This window comes from Gordonia sp. SCSIO 19800 (assembly GCF_018132775.1).
Taxonomy (GTDB): domain Bacteria; phylum Actinomycetota; class Actinomycetes; order Mycobacteriales; family Mycobacteriaceae; genus Gordonia; species Gordonia hongkongensis.
Window position 1 is genome coordinate 28,542 of sequence record NZ_JAGRQM010000021.1, and the last position, 21,371, is coordinate 49,912.

21 protein-coding genes are annotated in these 21,371 nt (G+C 66.2%); 13 read left to right on the plus strand and 8 right to left on the minus strand.

What is annotated here, in order from left to right:
- Positions 1-3: 3 nt before the first annotated feature.
- Positions 4-429 (minus strand): type II toxin-antitoxin system PemK/MazF family toxin, encoded by a 426-nt coding sequence (locus KB201_RS19785; RefSeq protein ID WP_065631478.1) that lies wholly within the window; start codon positions 427-429, stop codon positions 4-6.
- A 2-nt stretch (positions 430-431) separates the two neighbouring features.
- A complete protein-coding gene (locus KB201_RS19790) occupies positions 432-1,112 on the minus strand; it encodes an alpha/beta fold hydrolase (protein ID WP_078112905.1) in 681 nt (226 codons plus the stop codon).
- 393 nt (positions 1,113-1,505) lie between these two features.
- Between KB201_RS19790 and lepA the strand changes: the two genes are divergently transcribed.
- The 3 genes from lepA to KB201_RS19805 are packed head-to-tail and all read left to right on the plus strand — an operon-like array spanning position 1,506 to position 6,368.
- Entirely contained in the window at positions 1,506-3,362 is a 1,857-nt protein-coding gene (gene lepA / locus KB201_RS19795) for a translation elongation factor 4 (protein WP_078112904.1), read from the plus strand.
- 32 nt (positions 3,363-3,394) lie between these two features.
- Positions 3,395-5,443, plus strand: a complete 2,049-nt coding sequence (locus KB201_RS19800) for a M3 family metallopeptidase (protein ID WP_211540149.1) — start codon at positions 3,395-3,397, stop codon at positions 5,441-5,443.
- 13 nt (positions 5,444-5,456) lie between these two features.
- Positions 5,457-6,368 carry a cation diffusion facilitator family transporter gene (locus KB201_RS19805; protein WP_078112903.1) on the plus strand — a complete coding sequence of 304 codons (912 nt, stop codon included), beginning with the start codon at positions 5,457-5,459 and terminating at the stop codon, positions 6,366-6,368.
- A gap of 18 nt (positions 6,369-6,386) precedes the next feature.
- On the opposite strand, the gene KB201_RS19810 is transcribed toward KB201_RS19805, so the two are convergent.
- Genes KB201_RS19810 through KB201_RS19830 form a run of 5 tightly spaced genes read right to left on the minus strand, consistent with a single transcriptional unit; the run spans position 6,387 to position 10,480 of the window.
- Positions 6,387-7,172 carry an SDR family NAD(P)-dependent oxidoreductase gene (locus KB201_RS19810; RefSeq protein ID WP_211540150.1) on the minus strand — a complete coding sequence of 262 codons (786 nt, stop codon included), beginning with the start codon at positions 7,170-7,172 and terminating at the stop codon, positions 6,387-6,389.
- Between the two features lie 17 nt (positions 7,173-7,189).
- On the minus strand, positions 7,190-8,407 hold the full coding sequence (locus KB201_RS19815) for a TetR/AcrR family transcriptional regulator (protein WP_211540151.1): 1,218 nt from the start codon (positions 8,405-8,407) through the stop codon (positions 7,190-7,192).
- Positions 8,404-8,844, minus strand: coding sequence for a MaoC/PaaZ C-terminal domain-containing protein (locus tag KB201_RS19820; protein ID WP_211540153.1), 441 nt, complete (start codon positions 8,842-8,844; stop codon positions 8,404-8,406). Before KB201_RS19820 ends, KB201_RS19815 begins: the two co-directional genes overlap by 4 nt.
- Positions 8,841-9,296, minus strand: a complete 456-nt coding sequence (locus tag KB201_RS19825) for a MaoC family dehydratase N-terminal domain-containing protein (RefSeq protein WP_211540155.1) — start codon at positions 9,294-9,296, stop codon at positions 8,841-8,843. The genes KB201_RS19820 and KB201_RS19825 overlap by 4 nt, the downstream gene beginning before the upstream one ends.
- Positions 9,296-10,480: a lipid-transfer protein gene (locus tag KB201_RS19830; RefSeq protein ID WP_211540158.1), complete on the minus strand. Its 1,185-nt coding sequence runs from the start codon at positions 10,478-10,480 to the stop codon at positions 9,296-9,298. Before KB201_RS19830 ends, KB201_RS19825 begins: the two co-directional genes overlap by 1 nt.
- Positions 10,481-10,705: 225 nt before the next feature.
- Here KB201_RS19830 and KB201_RS19835 point away from each other — a divergent pair, with 225 nt between their 5' ends.
- The 10 genes from KB201_RS19835 (at position 10,706) to KB201_RS19880 (ending at position 19,547) form a co-directional block, all read left to right on the plus strand.
- Positions 10,706-11,530 (plus strand): SDR family NAD(P)-dependent oxidoreductase, encoded by an 825-nt coding sequence (locus tag KB201_RS19835; RefSeq protein WP_211540160.1) that lies wholly within the window; start codon positions 10,706-10,708, stop codon positions 11,528-11,530.
- On the plus strand, positions 11,527-12,396 hold the full coding sequence (locus tag KB201_RS19840; protein WP_211540162.1) for an enoyl-CoA hydratase-related protein: 870 nt from the start codon (positions 11,527-11,529) through the stop codon (positions 12,394-12,396). Before KB201_RS19835 ends, KB201_RS19840 begins: the two co-directional genes overlap by 4 nt.
- A 27-nt stretch (positions 12,397-12,423) precedes the next feature.
- Positions 12,424-13,413 carry a hypothetical protein gene (locus KB201_RS19845; RefSeq protein WP_211540163.1) on the plus strand — a complete coding sequence of 330 codons (990 nt, stop codon included), beginning with the start codon at positions 12,424-12,426 and terminating at the stop codon, positions 13,411-13,413.
- 12 nt (positions 13,414-13,425) lie between these two features.
- Positions 13,426-14,985 (plus strand): AMP-binding protein, encoded by a 1,560-nt coding sequence (locus KB201_RS19850; RefSeq protein WP_211540164.1) that lies wholly within the window; start codon positions 13,426-13,428, stop codon positions 14,983-14,985.
- Between the two features lie 15 nt (positions 14,986-15,000).
- Positions 15,001-16,143, plus strand: coding sequence for an acyl-CoA dehydrogenase family protein (locus tag KB201_RS19855; RefSeq protein WP_211540165.1), 1,143 nt, complete (start codon positions 15,001-15,003; stop codon positions 16,141-16,143).
- A complete protein-coding gene (locus KB201_RS19860; protein ID WP_307848091.1) occupies positions 16,140-16,931 on the plus strand; it encodes an SDR family oxidoreductase in 792 nt (263 codons plus the stop codon). The genes KB201_RS19855 and KB201_RS19860 overlap by 4 nt, the downstream gene beginning before the upstream one ends.
- Positions 16,931-17,992 (plus strand): phosphotransferase family protein, encoded by a 1,062-nt coding sequence (locus KB201_RS19865; RefSeq protein ID WP_211540166.1) that lies wholly within the window; start codon positions 16,931-16,933, stop codon positions 17,990-17,992. The genes KB201_RS19860 and KB201_RS19865 overlap by 1 nt, the downstream gene beginning before the upstream one ends.
- A 2-nt stretch (positions 17,993-17,994) precedes the next feature.
- On the plus strand, positions 17,995-18,399 hold the full coding sequence (locus KB201_RS19870) for a hypothetical protein (RefSeq protein ID WP_249146095.1): 405 nt from the start codon (positions 17,995-17,997) through the stop codon (positions 18,397-18,399).
- 69 nt (positions 18,400-18,468) lie between these two features.
- The gene (locus KB201_RS19875; protein ID WP_211540169.1) at positions 18,469-18,615 is read left to right on the plus strand and encodes an AMP-binding protein; all 147 of its coding nucleotides are present in this window, start codon (positions 18,469-18,471) and stop codon (positions 18,613-18,615) included.
- Positions 18,616-18,656: 41 nt separating this feature from the next.
- Positions 18,657-19,547 carry an AMP-binding protein gene (locus tag KB201_RS19880; protein WP_249146098.1) on the plus strand — a complete coding sequence of 297 codons (891 nt, stop codon included), beginning with the start codon at positions 18,657-18,659 and terminating at the stop codon, positions 19,545-19,547.
- On the opposite strand, the gene KB201_RS19885 is transcribed toward KB201_RS19880, so the two are convergent.
- Entirely contained in the window at positions 19,433-21,361 is a 1,929-nt protein-coding gene (locus tag KB201_RS19885) for an NAD(P)/FAD-dependent oxidoreductase (protein WP_211540172.1), read from the minus strand. The two genes, KB201_RS19880 and KB201_RS19885, sit on opposite strands and share 115 nt — an antisense overlap.
- Between the last annotated feature and the right edge of the window lie 10 nt (positions 21,362-21,371).

The window sequence follows — 21,371 nt, forward strand, 5'->3', positions numbered from 1 at the left end:
GGGTCACCGCCAGCCGTAGTGCCCGCGGAGTTCCTGGGCGACGGCGTCGAACGTCGTGCGGTCGAGGATCGCGCCTTCCCGGCGGATGCCGTCGTCGTCGACGACGAGTACACGGTCGAGGCGCACGAAGCTCGGCCGGCCCTGGGAATCCCATGCGCCCGACCCGACGGGAAGCCAGTTGCCGTCGTCCCGGTGGTCCTTGCTCGACAGCATGAGCCCGAGCACGGTGTCGGACCGGTCGGCCCGGGCGTCCCGGCCGACGACCAGGACCGGCCGGTCCTTTCCCTGGTTCGGGTCGTCCTCGTAGGCGACCCAGGTCCACACGATCTCGCCGGGGTCGGCGTCGCCGTCGAGGTCGGGGGAATAGCTGATGGTGCGGGCGAGATCGGTTGTCGGCCGAAGTGCGGGCCGGGCGTCGCGACTGGTCATCGTCAGGAGTCCTCTCCGGAGATGTGGGGTAGCAGGAAGTCCTCGATCGCGTCCGCGGTGAGGGCTGCGGTGGGTTTCCTCTTCGGGTTGAGGTCGTGTCCGACCTTCTCGAGTTCGACGATGTGTGTCGGCGCGTCGATGAGGCCGATCGCGCGGGTCATCTCGTCGGTGGTGCCGAACGGGTCGGTGCTCCCGTGGACCACGAGGGTGGGGACGGTGATCGACGGCAGGTGTTCGGTGCGCAGTCGGTCGGGCTTGCCCGGCGGATGCAGCGGATACGACGTCAGCAGCAGGCCGTCGGCCAGAGTTGTTCCGTCCTCGGCGACGGCCATCGAGGACTGTCGCCCGCCATAGGAGTGGCCACCCACGATCAACGGCCCGTCGGACTCGGCGCGCAGCGTTGCGCACGCGGCACGGATGCCGTCCCGGTCGGCGGCGGCGGTGGACGGGCTGGGCGGGCCCTTGGGCCGGCGCCGTCGATACGGCAGGTCGATCCGGGCGACGACGAACCCGCGGTCGCACAGTTCCTCGGCCAGGGCACGCAGGATCACGGCCTCGCGGTTGCCGCCTGCGCCGTGGGCGAGGACGAGCGTGGCACGTGCCGGGATCCCCGGGCGGTGTACCTCGGCGGCGACGTCGTCGGACTCGATGGTGGTGACGGTGGACGCGGACACGGCTGCCACCGTAGCGCCTTCGGAGGTGCTCGCGGACTTCTCCGATCCCTGAGGAGGCCCGGAGCCTGCGGAGGGCCGTCTCCCCGATCCCTGAGGAGGCCCGGAGCCTGCGGAGGGCCGTCTCCCCGATCCCTGAGGAGGCCCGGAGCCTGCGGAGGGCCGTCTCGCCGATCCCTGAGGAGGCCCGGAGCCTGCGGAGGGCCGTCTCCCCGATCCCTGAGGAGGCCCGGAGCCTGCGGAGGGCCGTCTCCCCGATCCCTGAGGAGGCCCGGAGCCTGCGGAGGGCCGTCTCGAAGGGTGCGACGTGGCCGGACGCGCCACGCGGGGTGCTCATGAGAAACTGGAGGACAACCCGTATCCGTACCCGTTCTCTACCGAAGTTCTCGTTCGAGGAGTAGTTCCATTCCCACCTTCGCCGACACCACCTTCACCGATCCGGCACGTATCCGGAACTTCTGCATCATCGCCCACATCGACCACGGCAAGTCGACGCTGGCAGACCGGATGCTGCAGCTCACCGGCGTCGTCGAAGAGCGGCAGATGCGGGCGCAGTACCTCGATCGAATGGACATCGAGCGCGAGCGCGGCATCACCATCAAGGCGCAGAACGTCCGTCTGCCCTGGACGGTGAAGTCGGCGGAGGGCGACGAGGACTACGTCCTGCACCTCATCGACACCCCCGGGCACGTCGACTTCACCTACGAGGTGTCCCGCGCTCTGGAGGCGTGCGAGGGAGCTGTCCTGCTCGTCGACGCCGCGCAGGGCATCGAGGCCCAGACCCTCGCCAACCTGTATCTGGCGATGGAGAACGACCTCACCATCATCCCGGTGCTGAACAAGATCGACCTGCCCGCGGCCGACCCCGAGCGCTACGCTGCCGAACTCGCGCACATCGTGGGTTGCGAGCCGGAAGACGTGCTACGTGTGTCGGGCAAGACCGGCGTCGGGGTCACCGAGCTGCTCGACGAGGTCATCCGGAAGGTGCCGGCCCCGGTGGGCGACTCCGACGCCCCGGCGCGCGCGATGATCTTCGACTCGGTGTACGACACCTATCGCGGCGTGGTCACCTACGTCCGCGTCGTCGACGGCAAGATCGTGCCGCGGGAGAAGATCCTGATGATGTCGACCGGCACGACGCACGAGCTGCTCGAGGTGGGCATCGTGTCCCCGGAACCGAAGCCGACCACGGGGCTGGGTGTCGGCGAGGTCGGCTACCTCATCACCGGCGTGAAGGACGTCCGCCAGTCGAAGGTCGGCGACACCGTCACCACCGCCCGCCGGGGTGCCGAGCAGGCGCTGACGGGGTACCGCGAGCCGCGCCCGATGGTCTACTCGGGGCTGTACCCGCTCGACGGCTCCGACTACCCGGTCCTGCGTGAGGCGCTCGAGAAGCTGCAACTCAATGACGCCGCCCTGACCTTCGAGCCGGAGACCTCGGTCGCGCTCGGCTTCGGGTTCCGCTGCGGCTTCCTCGGCCTGCTGCACATGGAGATCACCCGCGAGCGTCTCGAGCGCGAATTCAACCTCGATCTGATCTCGACCGCCCCCAACGTCGTGTACCGGGTGGTGATGGAAGACGGTTCGGAACATGTGGTGACCAACCCGTCGGACTGGCCGGAAGGCAAGACCCGGCACATCTACGAACCCATCGTGAAGACCACGGTCATCGCGCCGAGCGAGTTCATCGGCGCCATCATGGAGCTGTGCCAGTCGCGTCGAGGCGAGCTCGGCGGGATGGACTACCTGTCGGAGACGCGCGTGGAACTGCGGTACACGCTGCCCATGGCCGAGATCATCTTCGACTTCTTCGACGCCTTGAAGTCGCGGACGCGCGGCTACGCCAGCCTCGACTACGAGGAGGCGGGCGAGCAGGAAGCCGACCTGGTGAAGGTCGACATCCTGCTCCAGGGCGAGGCCGTCGACGCGTTCAGTGCAATCGTCCACAAGGACGCCGCGTATGCCTACGGCAACCGGATGGCGATCAAGCTCAAGGAGCTCATCCCGCGTCAGCAGTTCGAGGTCCCGGTGCAGGCCGCCGTCGGCTCGAAGATCATTGCGCGCGAGAACATCCGAGCCATCCGTAAGGACGTGCTCGCGAAGTGCTACGGCGGCGACATCAGCCGTAAGCGCAAACTGCTCGAGAAGCAGAAAGAGGGCAAGAAGCGGATGAAGACCATCGGCCGCGTCGAGGTCCCGCAAGAGGCCTTCGTGGCCGCGCTCTCCACCGACGCGGTGGGTGACAAGCCGAAGGGGAAGTGATGGGCGACGGGCAGACCGGGAGTGGGGAGACGATGACCGCAGCACAGGGCACCAATCCGGTACTGGCGCAAAGCGGCCTGCCCTACGATCTCCCCGACTTCGCATCGATCTCCGACGATGACTTCCTGCCGGCGTTCACCGAGGCCATGGCGTCGCATGTGGCCGAGGTGGAGGCGATTGCGGCCGATCCCGCGGCGCCCACCTTCGCCAACACGATCGAAGCCCTGGAGCTGTCGGGGCGCGACCTGGCCCGGGCGTCGGGGATCTTCTTCAACCTCGTCGGGCCCGACACGAACCCCAGACGCAACGAGATCTCCCAGGAGCTGTCGACGCTCTTGACCGATCACGCGAACACGATCGCAATGAATCCGGTTCTCTTCGAACGGATCTCCGACCTCCACTCGCGCGCCGACGAACTCCATCTCACCGAAGCTCAGCGCCGGCTGCTCGACAAGCGGTACCGGGAATCGGTCCGCGCCGGAGCCGGACTCGACCCCGACGCACAGGGTGAGATGCGAAAGATCGCTTCCCGCCTGGCCTATCTCACGACGACGTTCTCCCAGAAGATCCTCGACGACACCAACGACTCAGCGGTGCTCGTCGACGATGCCGCCGAACTGGACGGTCTGTCGGCCGGACAGATCGCCGCCGCCCGCCGTGCCGCCGGCGAGGCCGGGCACGACAGCGGATACCTCCTCACGCTCGAACTGCCGACTAGTCAGTCGGTGCTCACCGAATTGACGAATGCCGATGTGCGCCGGCGGGTGTTCGACGCGTCGGTGGGGCGGTGCGCCCGAGGCAACGAACACGACACCCGGGAACTGGTCCTCGAGATCGTCCGCCTGCGGGCACGCCGAGCAGAGATGCTCGGCTACCGGGACCACGCCGAATACGTGATCGCCGAGCAGACGGCGCCGCACCCGGGGGCCGTCGACGACATGCTGCGCGAGCTCAACTCCTCGGCCATGCGTGCCGGTGGCCGCGAACTCACCCGGCTCACCGAGTTCGCAGGTGACGCGCCGCTCGGCCCCGCCGATCTCACCTTCTGGCTCGATCGGGAGAAGCGGTCGCACTCGGCGGTGCCGCTCGACGACTTTGCGGACTACTGCGAACTGGACGCGGTGCTGACCCGGGGTGTCTTCTTCGCCGCGAACAAGCTGTACGGCCTGACCTTTCGGGAGATCACCGATCTCCCGCTGTACCACCCGGATGTGCGCGCCTGGGAGGTACGCGACGACGCGGGCGTCGGTATCGGGCTCTTCCTCGGCGACTTCTTCGCCCGGCCGTCGAAACGCGGCGGGGCGTGGATGAACAACATCGTCGACCAGTCGTCGGTCCTGCACACCCAGCCGATCATCGTGAACGTGCTGAACCTGACCAAACCCGATGCCGGACAACCGTGTCTGCTCACGATGGATCAGCTCACCACGCTCTTCCACGAGTTCGGGCACGCCCTGCACGGATTGCTGTCGTCGGTCGACTACCCGTCGCAATCCGGGACGTCGGTACCGCGGGACTTCGTCGAGTTCCCGTCGCAGGTGAACGAGATGTGGGCGCTGCACCCGGACGTGCTGGCGAACTACGCCCGGCATCACGAGACCGGAGAGCCGATCCCGGCCGAGCTCGCCGATGCGGCGCGGGAGTCGGCGGGAGCCGAGTCCGCGCACGGCACCATCGAATACCTCGCCGCATCCTCGCTGGACCTGGCCTGGCACCGGTTGTCGGTGGCGGAGGCCGAGGCGGTGGCCGACGTCGAGGCCTTCGAGGCGCAGGCGCTCACCGACGCGGGATTGCACACCGAGCTGATCCCGCCGCGCTACCGGAGCTCGTACTTCAACCACATCTTCGGTGGCGGCTACTCCGCCGGCTACTACAGCTACATCTGGTCGGAGGTGCTCGACGCAGAGACCGAGCAGTGGTTCCTCGCCGAGGGCGGGTTGCGTCGTGAGAACGGCCGCCGGTTCGCCGACGCCACTCTCTCCCGCGGAGACAGCGTGGATCCGCTTGTCGCACACCAGGGCCTGATCGGTCGCCGGCCGCGTATCGAACCGCTGCTGCGGCGCCGGGGGCTCGCGGCCTGATCGGGTCCCGGTCATGACGACGACGCGCACCCCGCGCCGGGACCTGTCGGCGTTCGCGGTGCTGAGCATCGTGACCGCGATCGTCGTGATCGGTCTCAAGCTGATCGCGTGGCGGGTCACCGGCTCGGTCGGTCTGCTTTCCGACGCGCTGGAGTCCACCGTCAACCTCGTTGCGGCGATCGGTGCGTTCGTCGCGCTGCGGGTGGCGGCGAAGCCGCCGGACCGTAGCCACAACTTCGGGCACACCAAGGCGGAGTACCTCTCGGCGGTGTTCGAGGGGGTGATGATCGTCGTCGCGGCGGTCGTCATCGTCGCGACGGCCGTCGACCGCCTGCTCCACCCGGAGGAACTGGACGAAGTCGGCATGGGACTGGCGATCTCGGTGGGCGCGACGGTGGTCAACGCGGTCGTCGGCTGGGTGCTCGTCCGCGCCGGTCGACGTCATCGGTCGCTGACCCTCGAGGCCGACGGCAAACATCTCATGACCGACGTGTGGACGACGGCCGGCGTGGTGGTCGGTGTGTTCCTGGTCGCCGTGACCGGCTGGCTGCCGCTCGACCCGCTGATCGCCATCGCGGTGGCTGCCAACATCCTCGTCGTGGGCGGACGGCTGGTCTGGCGATCCGGTGCGGGACTGATGGACTCGGCGCTGCCCGACGACCTGCGCGCCGCGATCGACGCCGTCCTCGCGCGTCACCGCGCCGACCGGATCGACTTCCACGACGTCCGCACGCGGGAGGCCGGCCATGAACGGTTCGTCCAGTTGCACATGCTCGTCCCCGGTGACTGGTCGGTGCAGCGCGCGCACGACCTGGCCGAGACGATCGAGGACGAACTCCGCGCCGCGGTCGACGATCTCACCGTGACCCTGCACGTCGAACCGATCAACGACCCACGCGCCTACGAGGACTGGCGGCTGGACTGAGTCGCCGGTTGTTTACATTCAGACGGCCGAGGCCCGCTGAAAATGGCTCAGCAGGTCCGGGTAACGAACGAGGTGCGCACCCCCGTTGAGGTCGAGGCTCTCCCCGGTGAGCCACGACGCACGGGTCATGTAGACCGCGGCCTCGGCGATCTCCTCGGGAGTTCCCGAGCGCCCGAGCGGTGTGTTGGCGAGGTAGTCGTCTTGGAGGCCCGGCACCGACATTGATGGGGTCGTCAGGGGAGTCATCACGATTCCGGGCGCGATCGCATTCACGCGGATGTTTCGCTCGGCGAGCTCGAGGGCGGCCACCTGGGTCAGCATGGCGAGTCCGGCCTTGGCCGAACAGTAGGCACTCATACCGGTTCCCGGCTGCCTCGCATTCAGCGACGACAGCGAGATGATCACGCCGCCCTCGTCCATCGTGCGTCCCGCGTGTTTGATCACGGCGAATGCACCGGTGAGGCAGACATCGACCACACGGCGGAATTTTTCGATGGCCAAGTCCGTGACGGCCCCGGCGGCGCTGAGTCCGGCACTGTTCACCACGATGTCGAGGTGCCCGCGGCGGGCTCGAACGGATCGGAACAGCTCACGGACCGAGTCCTCGTCCACGACATCGACCGCTGCGGCGTCGTGTGACGGACCCAGTTCGACGGCAACGGTTTCGGCGAGGTGCAGGTTGCGGTCGGCGATGGTGACGAGTGCGCCGTCGGCGGCAAGTGCGCGCGCGATGGCGGCTCCGATTCCGGACGCGCCGCCCACGACGACGGCACTACGGGGTTCGGGCGAGGACATAGCAGACATCCCTTCGGGGTGTGGGGTCACACGGGTTCGAGACCCGTGGGGAGGACCATCGCGTGCGCGAGCGCCGACAGCTGCTCGGCGAGGCCAGGACGGGTCTTGAGCTCGGGGTTCTGGCAGACGTCGGTGATGACCGAGATCGCCGCTTGGGCGAGAGCCCGTGCGTCGTCGCTGATCATCTCGCCCGACAGTGCGCAGATCGCTTCCATCCACTCGGCGACATACTCGCGCTGGGTTTCGCGCAATTGCGCCTGTTCGTCGTCGGTGAGGTAGAGCAGGTCCTCGGCGAGAATGTGCATGATGCGGCCGTGGACGCCGAGTGCCTGGCGGATGTAGGTGTCGATAAGCGATCGAAGGACTTCGTCTGGCGTCGTCGCGTGCGCCAAAGCCTCGGCCGTGACGTAGAGCAAGCCCTCGGCGCCGCGCTCCAGGATCGCTTTCAGCACTTGGGTCTTGCCGGTCACATGTTGGTAGAGGGTCGCCACCGACATCTCGGAGGCGCGCGCGATGTCGTCGATGCGCACGTCGTAGAAACCGCGCTCGTCGAACAGAGCGGTCGACGCCGTGAGAATTCTCTCCCGCCGACCGGCGGGCCGGCGCTGGACGAGCGCAGGTGCCGGCACGGCGTCGGTGCCGACAGCGGGGAGCCGGCAGCCGATGATCTCGCGAGCGACCGCCTGCTGGATGGCGATCAGCCGTTCCGGCGGGAGACCGCCTCGGATGCTGGGGGTGTTGGAGTACATCGTCAGCACGGCGAAGCCCAGGAGTTCACGGTCCTTCTTGGTCGTGTCGGGGCGGACCGCGGCGATCTTCTCGGCGATCCGGTCCCGGTTCTTTCGGAAGTCCTCTTGGAACTCTGCGCGGTCGGCGTCGCGGAGGTGTCGTTGTTCCCGCCGCCACAGGGTGGCTTCGTCACCGTTGGCGGTGATGTCGGACAGTCCGTCGAGGAACAGATCCAGACGCTCCTGAGGGGTAGTACCTTCGGCGTCCGCACGGTCGGTCAGCTCTTCGACCAGCGCGACCTGGCTGCGCAACGCCTGCACCAGGATTGCGTACTTTCCCTTGAAGTGCCGGTACATGGCCGGGCCGGTGAGGCCGACCGCCGAGCCGATCTGGTCGATACTGACGTTCTGGTACCCGAGATCCTGGAACAGGAGGGTCGCAGCTCGCACGATCTGTTCGGCTCGGTGTTCACCCCGGGTCAGGGAGGCGGGCGCGACGTGGGAGGTGTCGGTCATGGAGCAAGTGTCGCATTCGCGTCCCGGTCAGGGACGGACCAAGCCACCACGGCGGTGCCGGACAGAGTCCGGGTTCCGTCCGCGAGCCGGACGTCGAGATCGAGTACGACGCGCTGCTCGTCGGCGACGTCGATCAGCTCTTTCACCGTGGCGGTGAGCACAGGCTCCGAGAGGACCGGCGTGATCGCGGTGAAACGCGTCGACAGCTCGCGGATATGGGTCTGTGGGAAGCGTTCGGTGAGCAGACGACCCAGATAAGCCATCGACAGCATCCCGTGCGCGAACACGTCGTCCATACCTGAGGCCCGAGCCGAGTCGAGGTCGATGTGAATGGGGTTGTGATCCCCGGAGGCGCCGGCGAACAGTGCGAGGGTGGTACGGGTCACCGTGCCGGGCCTGAGTGTCGCGACCACGTCGCCGGGGGTTGGTGCGCTCATCTTGTTTCCTTCGGATTTCGGATCACGCTGACACTCTCGAGTTCCGCGACAACCTCGTCGCCGCGGCTCACTGTTGTGCGTCGCACCAAGAAGTCAAGTGTGCCTCCAGCTTTCGAGTACGTGTCGACGTACCGGGTCTCGAAGGTCAGCGAGTCACCGGCGTGTACATCTGCGAAGTAGCGGAACCGCTGCTCGCCGTGGAGGACTGTGCCCAGGTCGACGCCATGTGCCGCGAGGTCGCCGAAGACGTCGGAGTTCTCGAGTTCGATACCGAACAGGAATGTCGGCGGGGCGAGCACGTCGGGGTGCCCGGCCGCTATGGCTGCCTCTCGGTCGTGATGGATCGGATCGTGTTCGCCGATCGCCGTGGCGAATTGACGGATACGGCCGCGTTCGATGTTGGCGACGATCGTCGGGGACTCGACGTCGAGTATCGCGTGATCAAGCGGCATCAGGACACCTTCTCGTACAGGCTCACAACGCAGGCGCCGCCCAGTCCGAGGTTGTGCTGCAGGGCGATCCGCGCTCCCTCGACCTGACGGTCGCCGGCTTGACCGCGCAGTTGCCACACCAGTTCGGCGCATTGGGCCAGTCCGGTGGCGCCCAGCGGATGTCCCTTGGACAGCAGACCGCCGGACGGGTTGGTCACCACGCGACCGCCGTAGGTGTTGTCTCCGTCGAGGATGAACTTCTCGGCAGTGCCCTCGGGGGTGAGGCCGAGCCCCTCGTAGGTGATGACTTCGTTGGTCGAAAAGCAGTCGTGCAGCTCGACCACCGGGATGTCCAGTGGATCGACACCAGCCTGTTCGTAGACCTCCGCCGCTGCCTTGGCGGTCATGTCGTACCCCGCCACCCGCATCATGTCGGTGGAGTCGAACGTTCCCGCGACGTCGGTGACCAACGATTGGGCGCGGAGCCGGACACTCGTGTCGATTCCGCGAGCGCGGGCGAACGCCTCGCTACAGACGATCGCAGCGGCGGCGCCGTTGGTCGGGGGGCAGCACATCAACAATGTGAGCGGCCCCCAGATCTGCTTGGACGTCATCACCTTCTCGAGATCGATGGGGTCGCGGAACACCGCGAGCGGGTTTCGCCCGGCATGCGAACGAGCCTTCACGGATACGCGACCGAACAGTTCCGACGTGACCCCGTACCGAGTCATGTACTCGGCGCCGGCCCCGCCGAACATCTTCGCTGCCATCGGCGCTTGTTCGTCGCCACCTGGTAGCGAGAGTGCGATGTCTTCGCCGCGTTTGGTCGGACTCGGGCGGTCACCGTAGGCATTGACCAGCGCGCCGGGCTGCATCTGCTCGAACCCGAGTGCGAGTACACAGTCGGCGGCGCCCGATGCGACGGCCTGGCGTGCCAACCATAGGGCGCTCGAACCGGTCGAGCAGTTGTTGTTGACGTTCACCACCGGAATGCCGGTGAGACCGATGTCGTAGAGGGCATTCTGTCCGGAGGTCGAGTCGCCATACACGTAGCCGACGTATGCCTGCTGGACGTCGGAGTAGTCCAGACCGGCGTCAGTCAGCGCGGCGAGGGCTGCGGTCGCCCCCATCCGGTCGTAGGTCTCGCTCTTGCCGGGCTTGGTGAAGGGCATCATTCCGACACCGCTGATACAGACGTTGGTCATTGGTCCACCTCTCGTTCGTCGCGCTATCGCAGCCGTACGGCCACCCAATCACAAAAAGTCATCACTAACAATACGTAGATCCATCCAGGACAACCGCTATTGACGAACCGCCAAGACCAAAGTTAGCATTCACCCCAGTGATAACGATCACAAACTGAAAAGGGTGAGAGCGGTGCAGTGGTTGCGCCGCCCACCGGAACGCCGAAATGCTTTGGGAGGCAGCACGTGAGCGTGCAGAAACTTCAGGACAAAGTCGCGCTGGTGTCGGGCTCGGGCCGCGGCATCGGACGCGCCGTCGCCGTCAAACTCGCCTCCGAGGGAGCTCGGGTGGTGGTCAATGACCTCGACCCGGAGCCGGCGAAAGAGGTTGTGGCCGAGATCGAATCAGCTGGCGGGCAAGCGGTGGCCTGTGTCGGCAGCGTCACCGACCCCGAGTTCGCGGACCGGTTCGTGGCGTCCGCTGTCGATAGCTTCGGCGGTATCGACATCATCGTGAACAATGCCGGCTACACCTGGGACAGCGTGATCCAGAAGATGACCGACAAGCAGTGGGCGGACATCCTCGATGTGCACCTCACGGCTCCGTTCCGAGTGCTGCGCGCCGCTCAACCAGTGATCAGCGCTGCGGTCAAGCGTGAGCGTGAGCAAGGTTCGGTTCCGTGTCGCAAGGTCGTGAACATCTCCTCGACCTCGGGCCTTCTCGGGAACCCCGGTCAGGCGAACTACTCGTCGGCCAAAGCGGGCATGGTGGGCCTCACCAAGACCATCGCCAAGGAGTGGGGCCGTTACAACGTCACTTCCAACGCCGTCGCCTACGGAGTGATCAGCACCCGCCTGACCTCGGTGACCACCGAAGCAAAGACGATCACGGTCGAGGACCGCGAGATCCGGGTCGGCATGGATCCGGCCGTGATGGACGCGGCCACCAAAGGGATCGCCCTCGGGCGAGCCGGAACGGTCGACGAGGCGGCCGGAGCCGTCTATCTCCTGTGCAGTCCAGAGTCGAGTTACATCACCGGACAGGTGCTCGTCTGCGGCGGCGGGCTGTGACGAGTCCGTCGTCGGCGCATCCTGCCAAGACCAGAGAGTACGAAGAAGTCGGCTATGAGGTGACCGAAGGAGTGGCCGTCGTCATGCTCGACGCTCCTTCGCGACGGAACGGCATGCGAGTCCAGATGTTGGTCGACGTCATCCGTGCCCTCGACCGCGCCGACCGCGATCCCGATGTCCGCGCGGTCATCGTCACCGGCGCGGGGGAATCGTTCTCGGTAGGAGCCGATCTCGATGGGCCCGAGACGCTGTCGCGCGCCTTGGTCGAGGATGTCGACGGTCACACCGCGACGGGTTACCGCGAGCCGGCCGGCCGAATCAGCGAGCGGTTGTTCTCCATGTGCAAGCCGGTGATCGCAGCGTTGAACGGGCACGCGATCGGTGGCGGTGCGACGATCGCCGCAGCGATGGACATCCGGATCGCCAGCGAAAAGGCACGATTCGGGTTCGTCTTCACTCAACGGGGTGTCGTCCCCGAGGGTGCGTCGTCCTGGTTCCTGCCGCGCTTGGTCGGTCTCGGACGTGCGACCGACTGGCTGCTGACGGGCCGGGTATTCGACGCCGTGGAAGCGTACGAGGCCGGTTACCTCACGAAAGTCGTTCCTGCCGAACAGGTGATGTCGGTCGCCCGTGAATACGCACAGATCTTCGTCCGGGACACCTCGCCGACGTCCGTCGCATTGTCCAAACGGTTGCTCTCGAGCGCGTGGCTGCACACCCACCCGGGCCCGGCTGCGGCCGACGAGTCCCGAACCTACGCCGGACGAGTCGACTCCGACGATGCTCGAGAGGGCGTCCTGTCTTTTCTGGAACGCCGACCTGCAGTCTTCCCCCCACTCGATCCTTCGCCGGCGCAGCGCTTCTGAGCTGATCGTCCACGACAGAGGAGCACAATGAGCAGCCAACCGTTCACCGTGTGCAAGTACGGTGCCGACGCCGAGGGGACACATGACCCCGCCGATGTCCACAATTTCAACGAGAGCGTCTACTTCAACTTCGTCGATCCGGTCTCGCAACTGGGTGGTCTCGTCCGGATCGGCAATCGTCCGAATCTCGGGTACAGCGAGACCTCGGTGCAGTTGACGCTGCCCGGCGGTGCCATCGCGTTCCGTGCGGGTCGGACGCCCCGTGACACCAATGACAGTTTCGCCGGACAAGGCCTCGAGATCGCGTTCACCGAGCCCACCCGGAGAGCGGAGATCACCTATCGCAACTCGGTCGCGCGCGTGACGCATCCGTCCCTGATGGCCGAGAACGGACGGATCGCCCTCAAGAACGCGGCCGCCGAGGACTGCGAGATCTCCCTCACCTACGAGGCATCGAGCCCGATGTTCGTGATCAACAGCGACGGTGACGGCGACTGCACGCCCGGTGACTCGACCTTCGCCAGCGACCACTACGAACAGTTCGGCCACCTCTCCGGGACCATCCGGGTCGGGACCCGAACCTGGGCGCTCGACAAGGTGACCTCGTTCCGCGACCATTCGTGGGGCCCGCGCGAGTGGGATTCCTATACCGGGGAGTGGGTGGCGGGCTGGCTGGCAGACGGAACCGCATTCAGTGCCTATGGCGAATACGAGAAGTCCGGGGTCAGGGTGTCGGCGGGAGCCGTCCTGACCACTGACGGTGTCGCCCATCCGATCACCGACTACCGCGTACTCACCGATTACGCCGGTGAATCGACCTACTCGGGGCGGCACGTGGGCATCGTCCAGGCCGAGGGGCTGCCGACGATCGTCGTCGACGGCGCGATCCGCCATTTCGTCCCGGTCACCCAGCGCACCGAGGATCGCGCCGTGCGAATGGGGCAGATGACCGTCGATCTCGCCGGCGGCGTCGGCGGATGGGCCGTCGCCGAGTTCCTGCGACCGATCCGCCCGTAGAAGGAGTTTTCGATGTATCCCGGACGTCACGCTGTCGAACACCCTGACCGTCCTGCCGTGATCATGGCGGGCAGCGATCAGATGCTCACCTACGGAGACCTCGACTCGCGCGCCAATCGACTGGCCGCCCTCTTCCGTGCGCAGGGCTGTGAGCCGGGCGATCACATCGCCCTGTTCATGGAGAACCACCTCGAGATGATCGTGGCGATGTCCGCGGCCGAACGGACCGGACTGTTCTACACGCCGGTGAACTCGTTCCTCTCCGCGGGCGAGGCCGCATACATCATCAATGACTCGCAGTCGAGGCTGGTCGTCAGCACCGCGGCGAAATTCGTAGTCGCACAGGAGTTGCCGACGCTGTGCCCGGCGGTGGACCGCTGGCTCATCGTCGACGACGATCAGGTGACACCGTTGTCGCACCCCTTCGAGTCGTTCGCCGACGCCGTCGCCGATTTCGACGATACGCCGGGCGACGACGAGCGCCTGGGTACCCCGATGTTCTACTCGTCGGGCACCACCGGCCGTCCGAAAGCGATCAAGCGGAACCTGCCCGATGCGCATCCGGGACAGATCCTGGACATCGAGGACTTCGGACGGAAGGTCTTTCACCTGCGAGAAGGGATGCGCTTCCTCTCACCGGCGCCGCTGTATCACTCCGGACCGCAGTCCTCTGTCGCCATCGGGATCCGTCTCGGCGCGACGATCGTCGTGATGAAGCGGTTCGATGCCCGTCACTATCTCGATCTCGTCGAGGAGCATCGGATCACGCATTCGATGGTGGTGCCCACCATGTTCTCGCGCATGCTCAAACTCCCCGAAGACCAACGGCAGCAGGACCTCTCATCGCTGGAGGTCGTGGTCCACGGTGCGGCACCCTGCCCGGTGGCGGTCAAGCAGGCCATGATCGAGTGGTTCGGTCCGGTCATCTACGAGTACTACGGCGGCACGGAGGCAAACGGCATCTGTGGTTGTACCTCCGAGGAGTGGTTGGCGCACAAGGGAACCGTCGGCCGTCCCTTCATGGGCGAACCGGTGATCCTCGACGACGACGGCAACGAATGTCCTCCTCGTGTCCCGGGCACGATCTGGTTCCGCGGCGTCGGCGCAACTTTCGAGTACTTCAACGACCCGGCCAAGACCGCGGAGGCCCGCGACGCGGATGGAACGATGTCGAAGATCGGGGACATCGGCTACCTGGACGAGGACGGTTTCCTCTATCTCACAGATCGTCAAGCCTTCGTGATCATCTCCGGCGGAGTGAACATTTATCCGCAGGAAGTGGAGAATCTCCTGATCACTCATCCCGAGGTGCTCGACGCCGCGGTATTCGGGGTGCCTGACGAGGATTTCGGCGAGGCCGTGAAAGCGGTTGTCCAGCCGGTCGACCCGGAGGCCGACCACGACGAGCTGGCGCGGCGCCTGGCCGACTTCTGTCGCGAAAGGCTGGCGAAGTTCAAGTGTCCCAAGTCATTCGACTTCATCACCGAGATGCCGCGCCTACCCACCGGAAAGCTCTACAAGAAGCCGTTGCGTGACGCGTACTGGCCGGCGCCCGCGAGCGCACATGTCTGAGGAGGACCGAGTCTGATGCGCCGGGAACTATACGCTGCGGAACACGAGTCCTTCCGGTCGGCGTTCCGTGCCTTCCTGGAACGCGAGGCGGTGCCGAACGTCGACGAGTGGGAACAGGCCGGGACGGTCGACCGGGCGTTCATCAAGGCCGCCGCCGCCGCGGGGTTTCTCGGCTTCGAATTCGGCGCGCAGTACGGCGGACTCGGTATCGCCGACTTCCGGTACAACGCCGTCATGACCGAAGAGGTCGTCGCGTCCGGTATGGCCGGTGACACGTTCAGCATGCAGAACGACATCATCGTGCCGTATCTGCGCGACCTCACCGACGAGGCGCAACGAGCGCGCTGGCTACCGAGGTTCACCAGTGGAGACTGTGTCACTGCCCTCGGGATGACCGAGCCGGGGGCAGGATCGGATCTGGCGGCGATCCGGACCCGCGCACGTCGCGACGGCGACGATCTCGTGATCGACGGCGCCAAGACCTTCATCACCAGCGGTGCCACGTGCGACATGGCGATCGTCCTGGTCCGCACCGGTGAACGCGAGGGCCGCGGAACGAGTTTTGTCGTCGTGGAGGCAGGTACACCGGGCTTCGAGCGGGGCCGACCGATGCACAAGATCGGCCGCAAGGCGCAGGACACTGCCGAACTGGTCTTCACCGAGTGCCGGGTCCCGTCGTCGAACATCATCGGGGAGCCCGGGCGCGGATTAGGGTCTGCGATCGCCAACCTGCCTCGCGAGCGACTCTCGATCGCCGTTGCGGCAGTGGCCTCGGCGGCGCACACGCTGAGCCTGGCGCTCGACCACGTCCGAGATCGGTATGCGTTCGGTGGACCGCTCGCGGACCTGCAGTCGGTCCGGATGTCGATCGCCGAGATGCACACCGACACCGCGGTTCTCCAGCACTACGTCGACCGATGCGTCCGGGCTCTCGATGCCGGGCAACTGACCGCACATGAGGCCGCAGGAGCGAAGTACAAGGCGACAGAACTTCAGTGGGACGTCGTCGACCGGTGTCTGCAACTCTTCGGCGGTTACGGCTACATGGAGGAGTACCCGATCGCGCGGATCTGGCGTGATGCGCGTATCCAGCGGATCTACGGAGGGGCGAACGAAGTGATGAAGGATCTGGTCGGGCGCGCGGTGGTCGCATCGTGACGGGGCCACTGGCCGGTCGCGTCGCCCTCGTCACCGGCGGATCGCGCGGGGTGGGCCGGGCGGTGGCGCTACGGCTCGCCCGCGACGGTGCGGCCGTCGCGGTCAGCTACCGGCGGGAGACGGGGGCAGCCACCGAGGTGGTCGACGAGATCGCCTCCGGCGGCGGGCACGCCCGTGCGTATCAGGCGTCCATCGACGACACCGGGGCGGTGGAGGCGATGGTGGAGGCCATCGTCTCCGACCTCGGTGCCGTGGACCTGCTGGTCAACAACGCGGGGTCGGCCAGTCGTGGCAGTTCCGTGGCGACGACACCGCATGCGGAGTTCCAATCGCTGCTCCAGGTGCATGCTCTTGGCCCGATCCGGTTGATCCAGCTGGTCTTGCCCGGCATGCGGGCCGCTGCCTCGACGCCCGGCGGGCGCGGTGACATCGTCATGATCTCCAGCAGCACCACGACTTCGACACCCCCGAATTCCGCGCCCTACACAATGGCGAAATCGGCGATGGAGGTCTGCATGAAGACCCTGGCGCAGGAAGAACGTGACCACGGCATCCACGCGGGGATCGTCGCGCCCGGCCTCGTCGCGACCGACATGGGCCGCCGACTGGTGAATGCGTCACGCGGAGCCGACATCGGCGACCTGGACAGCTCGTCCCCGTTCGGGCGGGTGTGCCGGCCAGAGGACGTCGCGGGGGCGGTCGCCTTCCTGGTGTCCCCCGATGCGGGATACATGACCGGACAGCGCCTCGTCGTCGACGGGGGCGGACCGAAGGCGGCGGTCTTCTGATGACCCGAACAGGTACGGACACAGCCACGGTCGAGGGGTTTCTGGACGACCTCACCGCAGAGCTCGATCGCGCGGTCGGCGCCGCGGGGACCTTGAGGCTCACCGATGTCGACAAGCGCGGAGAGGGCAATTCCTGGGAGACCTACCTTGTCACGGTCACCTGGGCCGGGCCGGACGCCCCGGAGATGGTCACCTACGCCGTCAAGCGGCAACCGATCAGCGGGATCGTCGGCGACTACGACGTATCGCGGGAAGTAGCTCTGCTCGATGCCGCCGACGCGATCGGTATGCGCGTTCCGAAGGTGATCGCATCCGTCGTGCCGACCGGCGACGCCCGCGGATGGTTCGCGATGGAGAAGGTCCACGGGCAGATCCCGATGCCGCCCACGATCTCCCGGATCGTCCCGGAACCGGCGATACGCGAGGAGCTCGGTCGCGACGTGGCGCGTGAAATGGCGCGCCTGCACGCGGCGGATCCGCAGACCCTGGGACTGACCATGCTGGGACCGGTACCGGCGGCGAGCGAGACAGGGAAGCTCGAGAACGACAAGTGGTCGCAGATCTATCGCGACGTCGTCGACATCCCCATCCCGATCCTCGATCTCGCCTTCGCCTGGCTCGATCACCGGCGTGATGCGGTTTCCGGGCGGGTCTCGCTCGTCCACAACGATTTTCGTATCGGCAACCTGGTCATCGCCGACGGCGCCATCACCGGGGTACTCGATTGGGAGACCGCACACTTCTCCGATCCGACCGCCGACATCGCCTGGTTCGCGCAGCGGACCTCCCGGGGACGCTCACCGCTGCTGTGCAAGCTGATCGAACTGGAGCCCTTCCTCGACGAGTACGAGGCCGCCGGCGGCTGGCGACCTCTGCCCGAGGCGCTCACCTGGTGGGCTGTGCAGTCCCTGACCAAGACGGCCGTTGGATGCCTGCAGGCGGTCGACATCTACTCCCGCGGGGAGCGCGACGAGCTGCGTTACTCGAACATGTCGCACAGCGTCTACTACAGCATCGGGTGGCTGTCGAAGATGCTGCACGACAAAGAATGGGGACACTGACAATGACCGTTTACGCCACCGATGTGGATCAGGTGTTCGCCACGATGCGCGAGACCCTGGTCCATCGTGTCGCCGGCGATGTGACCGACACGACCGCCCGGCTCGAGCTGGCCGCGGTCGTCGAGGCCATCGACAACCTCGTCGGCCGGATCGACTGGGACGCGGAGCGAGTGACGAGGAGCGTGTCGGCCACCGACCGGCTCGCCGAGGATCTGGGGGTCGGCGACGTCCCTGGGGACGGGATCGAGGGTCTGCGGGAGCGGCGTCGAGCCGTCTCGGCAGCGATCGCGCAGACCTATCGCGACCCAAAGACATCGTCGAAGGCGGTCGACGCCATTCTCCGGTTCACCGATGACGATGTGCGCGAGCAGATCTCGGCCGCACTACGCAGCGGATTGCCTGGCTGACGCCGACGTCGCGCCGCAGTGATCGCGTTGTACTTCGGCTCGTCACGGGCTGGGGTGGTGCCGGTGCCGATGAACTTCCGTCTGGCGCCGCTGGAATGGGAGTACATCGTCAGGGATGCGGGATCCCAGCTGTACACCAGTGGCACGACCGGGAAGCCCAAGGGTGCGATGGTGACCCACCGTGGTGCGTGCGTCGACGCACCGTTCTGGACCTGATGTCGGGTCTGCGGATTCAGCTACTGACTCTCGCCCCCGCGATGATCCAGGGTATCGTAGTCGACCCGGCTGCTGCCGAACAGGACTTCACCGCTCTAAAACTCCTGGTCTACGGTTCGGCGCCGATGGCCGCCGACGTGGTCCGTCGCGCTGTGGACGTCTTTGGCTGCGACTTCGCGCAGGCCTACGGGATGACCGAGTGTTGCGCTGTCGCAACGATCTTGGCACCAGAAGATCACCGGCGTGCGCTGCGTTCGGACCCCGAGCTACTGGCGTCGGCCGGACGGCCGGTGATGGGGTCGGCGGTCAAAGTCGTGTCCCGGGATGGTGTCGAACTGCCGGCCGGCGCAGTGGGGGAGGTGCTCGTTCACGGCGAGCAGCTCATGAGCGGCTACTGGGGTCTCGACGACGCCACCCATACGACGCTGGTCGATGGCTGGCTCCACACCGGAGACGCGGGTCACCTCGACGAGGAAGGCTTCCTTTTCATCTCCGATCGGGTGAAGGACATGATCATCTCCGGCGGGGAGAACATCTATCCGCGCGAGATCGAAGAAGTCCTCTTCGGCTTGGACGGTATCGCCGATGCGGCGGTTGTCGGCGTGCCGAGCGACAAATGGGGAGAGAGCCCGGTGGCCGTGGTGGTCCTCGCGCCCGGTTCCGTCGTCGCCGTCGACGAAAGTCCGACCCGGCTCGGTTCCCGCGCAGCGTGCCCCGCGGCACACCGCACGGGCGCCCTCGCCAGGGATACGGCGTTCCGTGGCGAGGGGCGCTCGGTTCCGGCCGGTCCGCCGCCGCGAGACCGGCCGGTCGTGCTTCAGGTTAGCGGGGTGTTCACGAAGTCACTCGGGTCCGGATGCGCTGTGCGGGACCAGTACTCGCGGACCGGCCACGGAGAGTTCGTGACCACACGACCGCTGCTGTTCCGGTAGTAGCTGTCGACGCCGTCCATGGCGTAGACCATGGCGTCGTTCGCGGCATCGAGTTCCTCGTTGTACTGTTCGTATGGCTCAGGGCGGCACTCGATCGATGCCAGATCGTCGGTGACCAACCGGGAGATCGATTCGACGACGTAACGAACCTGGGCTTCGGCGATGGTGATGTAGCTGCCCCCGGGCGGGTTCGTGTTGGGTCCGTACAGGAAGAAGAGGTTCGGGAAACCCGGTGTGGTGATCCCCAGATAGGCGCGACCGTTGTCGTCGGACCAGCTCTCGCGCAACGACGTTCCCTCCCGGCCGCGGATCTCCATCGGGAACAGGAACCGCTGCTGCTGGAAACCCGTGCACAGGATGAGCACGTCGATCTCCCGTGATTCACCGTCGGCCATCACGATGCCCGTCGGTGACAGTCGTTCGACACGGTCGGTGAGGAGCTCGACGTGATTTCTGCGCAGCGTGGCGAACCAGCCGTTGTCGATGAGAAGCCGTTTGCCGAACGGTGGGTAGTCGGGTGTTGTCCGACAGATGAGGTCGGCGTCGCCGGCGAGCTGGTGTTCGAGGTAGGCGGTGAAGTGAGCGCGGTAAGCGTCGTTGAGGGAGCTCACCAGCTTGCCTTTCTCCGCGCGGTTCGGGTCGACGGGCAGCGCGGCAAAGGTGCGTTCGGTGTACAGCCAGTACAGCCGGAAGCGGTACCAGCCGCGGTAGAACGGAATGTTGTCGAACAACCAGTGCTTGGTGGAGTCCGACGGCGTGAAGTAGTGCTCGTTCGGTGTGATCCACTGTGGTTGGCGCTGCACTATCGTCATCGACTCGACCTGTTCGGAGATGGCCACGACGAGCTGCATCGCGCTCGCGCCGCTCCCGACCACGGCGACGCGCTTGCCGGTCAGGTCCAGGTCCGCGGGCCACTCCGCTGAATGCACGATCTGGCCGGTGAACTCCGACATGCCTGGATAGGCAGGGATGTTGGGTGTGCTGTGGAGACCCGCGGCAGTCACCAATGCTGTCGCGCCGACTTCCTCTTGCCGGCCGTCCGGGCCGGTGACCGACAGCATCCAGCGCTGGTCCTCCTCGCTCCATGTCGCGGAATCAACATTGTGCGACAGCCGAATCCGGTCGACGATCCCGTGCTCTCGAGCCACGTCGGAGACATACTCGAAGATCTCGTCCCGCCGAGCGAAGTACTCCGACCAGTTCCTCGGATGAAAGGAGAACGAGTAGAGATCACTCGGGATGTCCACGCGTGCGCCGGGATACTGATTGACCCACCACGTACCACCGATGTGCGCATCGCGTTCATAAACGGTGTAAGGGATGCCGGCCCTCTCGAGATTGATCGCACAGACGAGGCCGGAAACCCCGGCACCGATGATGGCAACGCCGAATTCTTCCCGCGTCGCGGAAATCCGGTCGCCGACGGCGGTGGGTTCATATGGGGTGAACCCGAGTTGTTCGGCGATCATGGGCGCGTACTCCTCGCCAACATGCTCACCCATGACGGTGCTCATCAGGCGGCTGAGTTCAGCACCGGTCGGGGTCGGGTGGGCCGGCGGCTTGCCGTTGGACCAGTCGAGCACCGCGTCGGTGACCGCCTCGTGGATCTCCGCCAGGACCTCGGGCGGCAGACCACCGTCGTTGAGTTCCTCGAACCCTTTCGGCGACCTGGGTGTGAACGGAGCCGACAGCCACTTCTCCTCACCGGTCAGCTGGTAGAGAACAGGTAGCAGGCAGCTGACGTTGCCTGCGGCGACGGCACTGTGCACGGTCTCGCGGTCGAGATCCGGATTGGGTGAGACTGTCGGAATCATGTGTTATGCC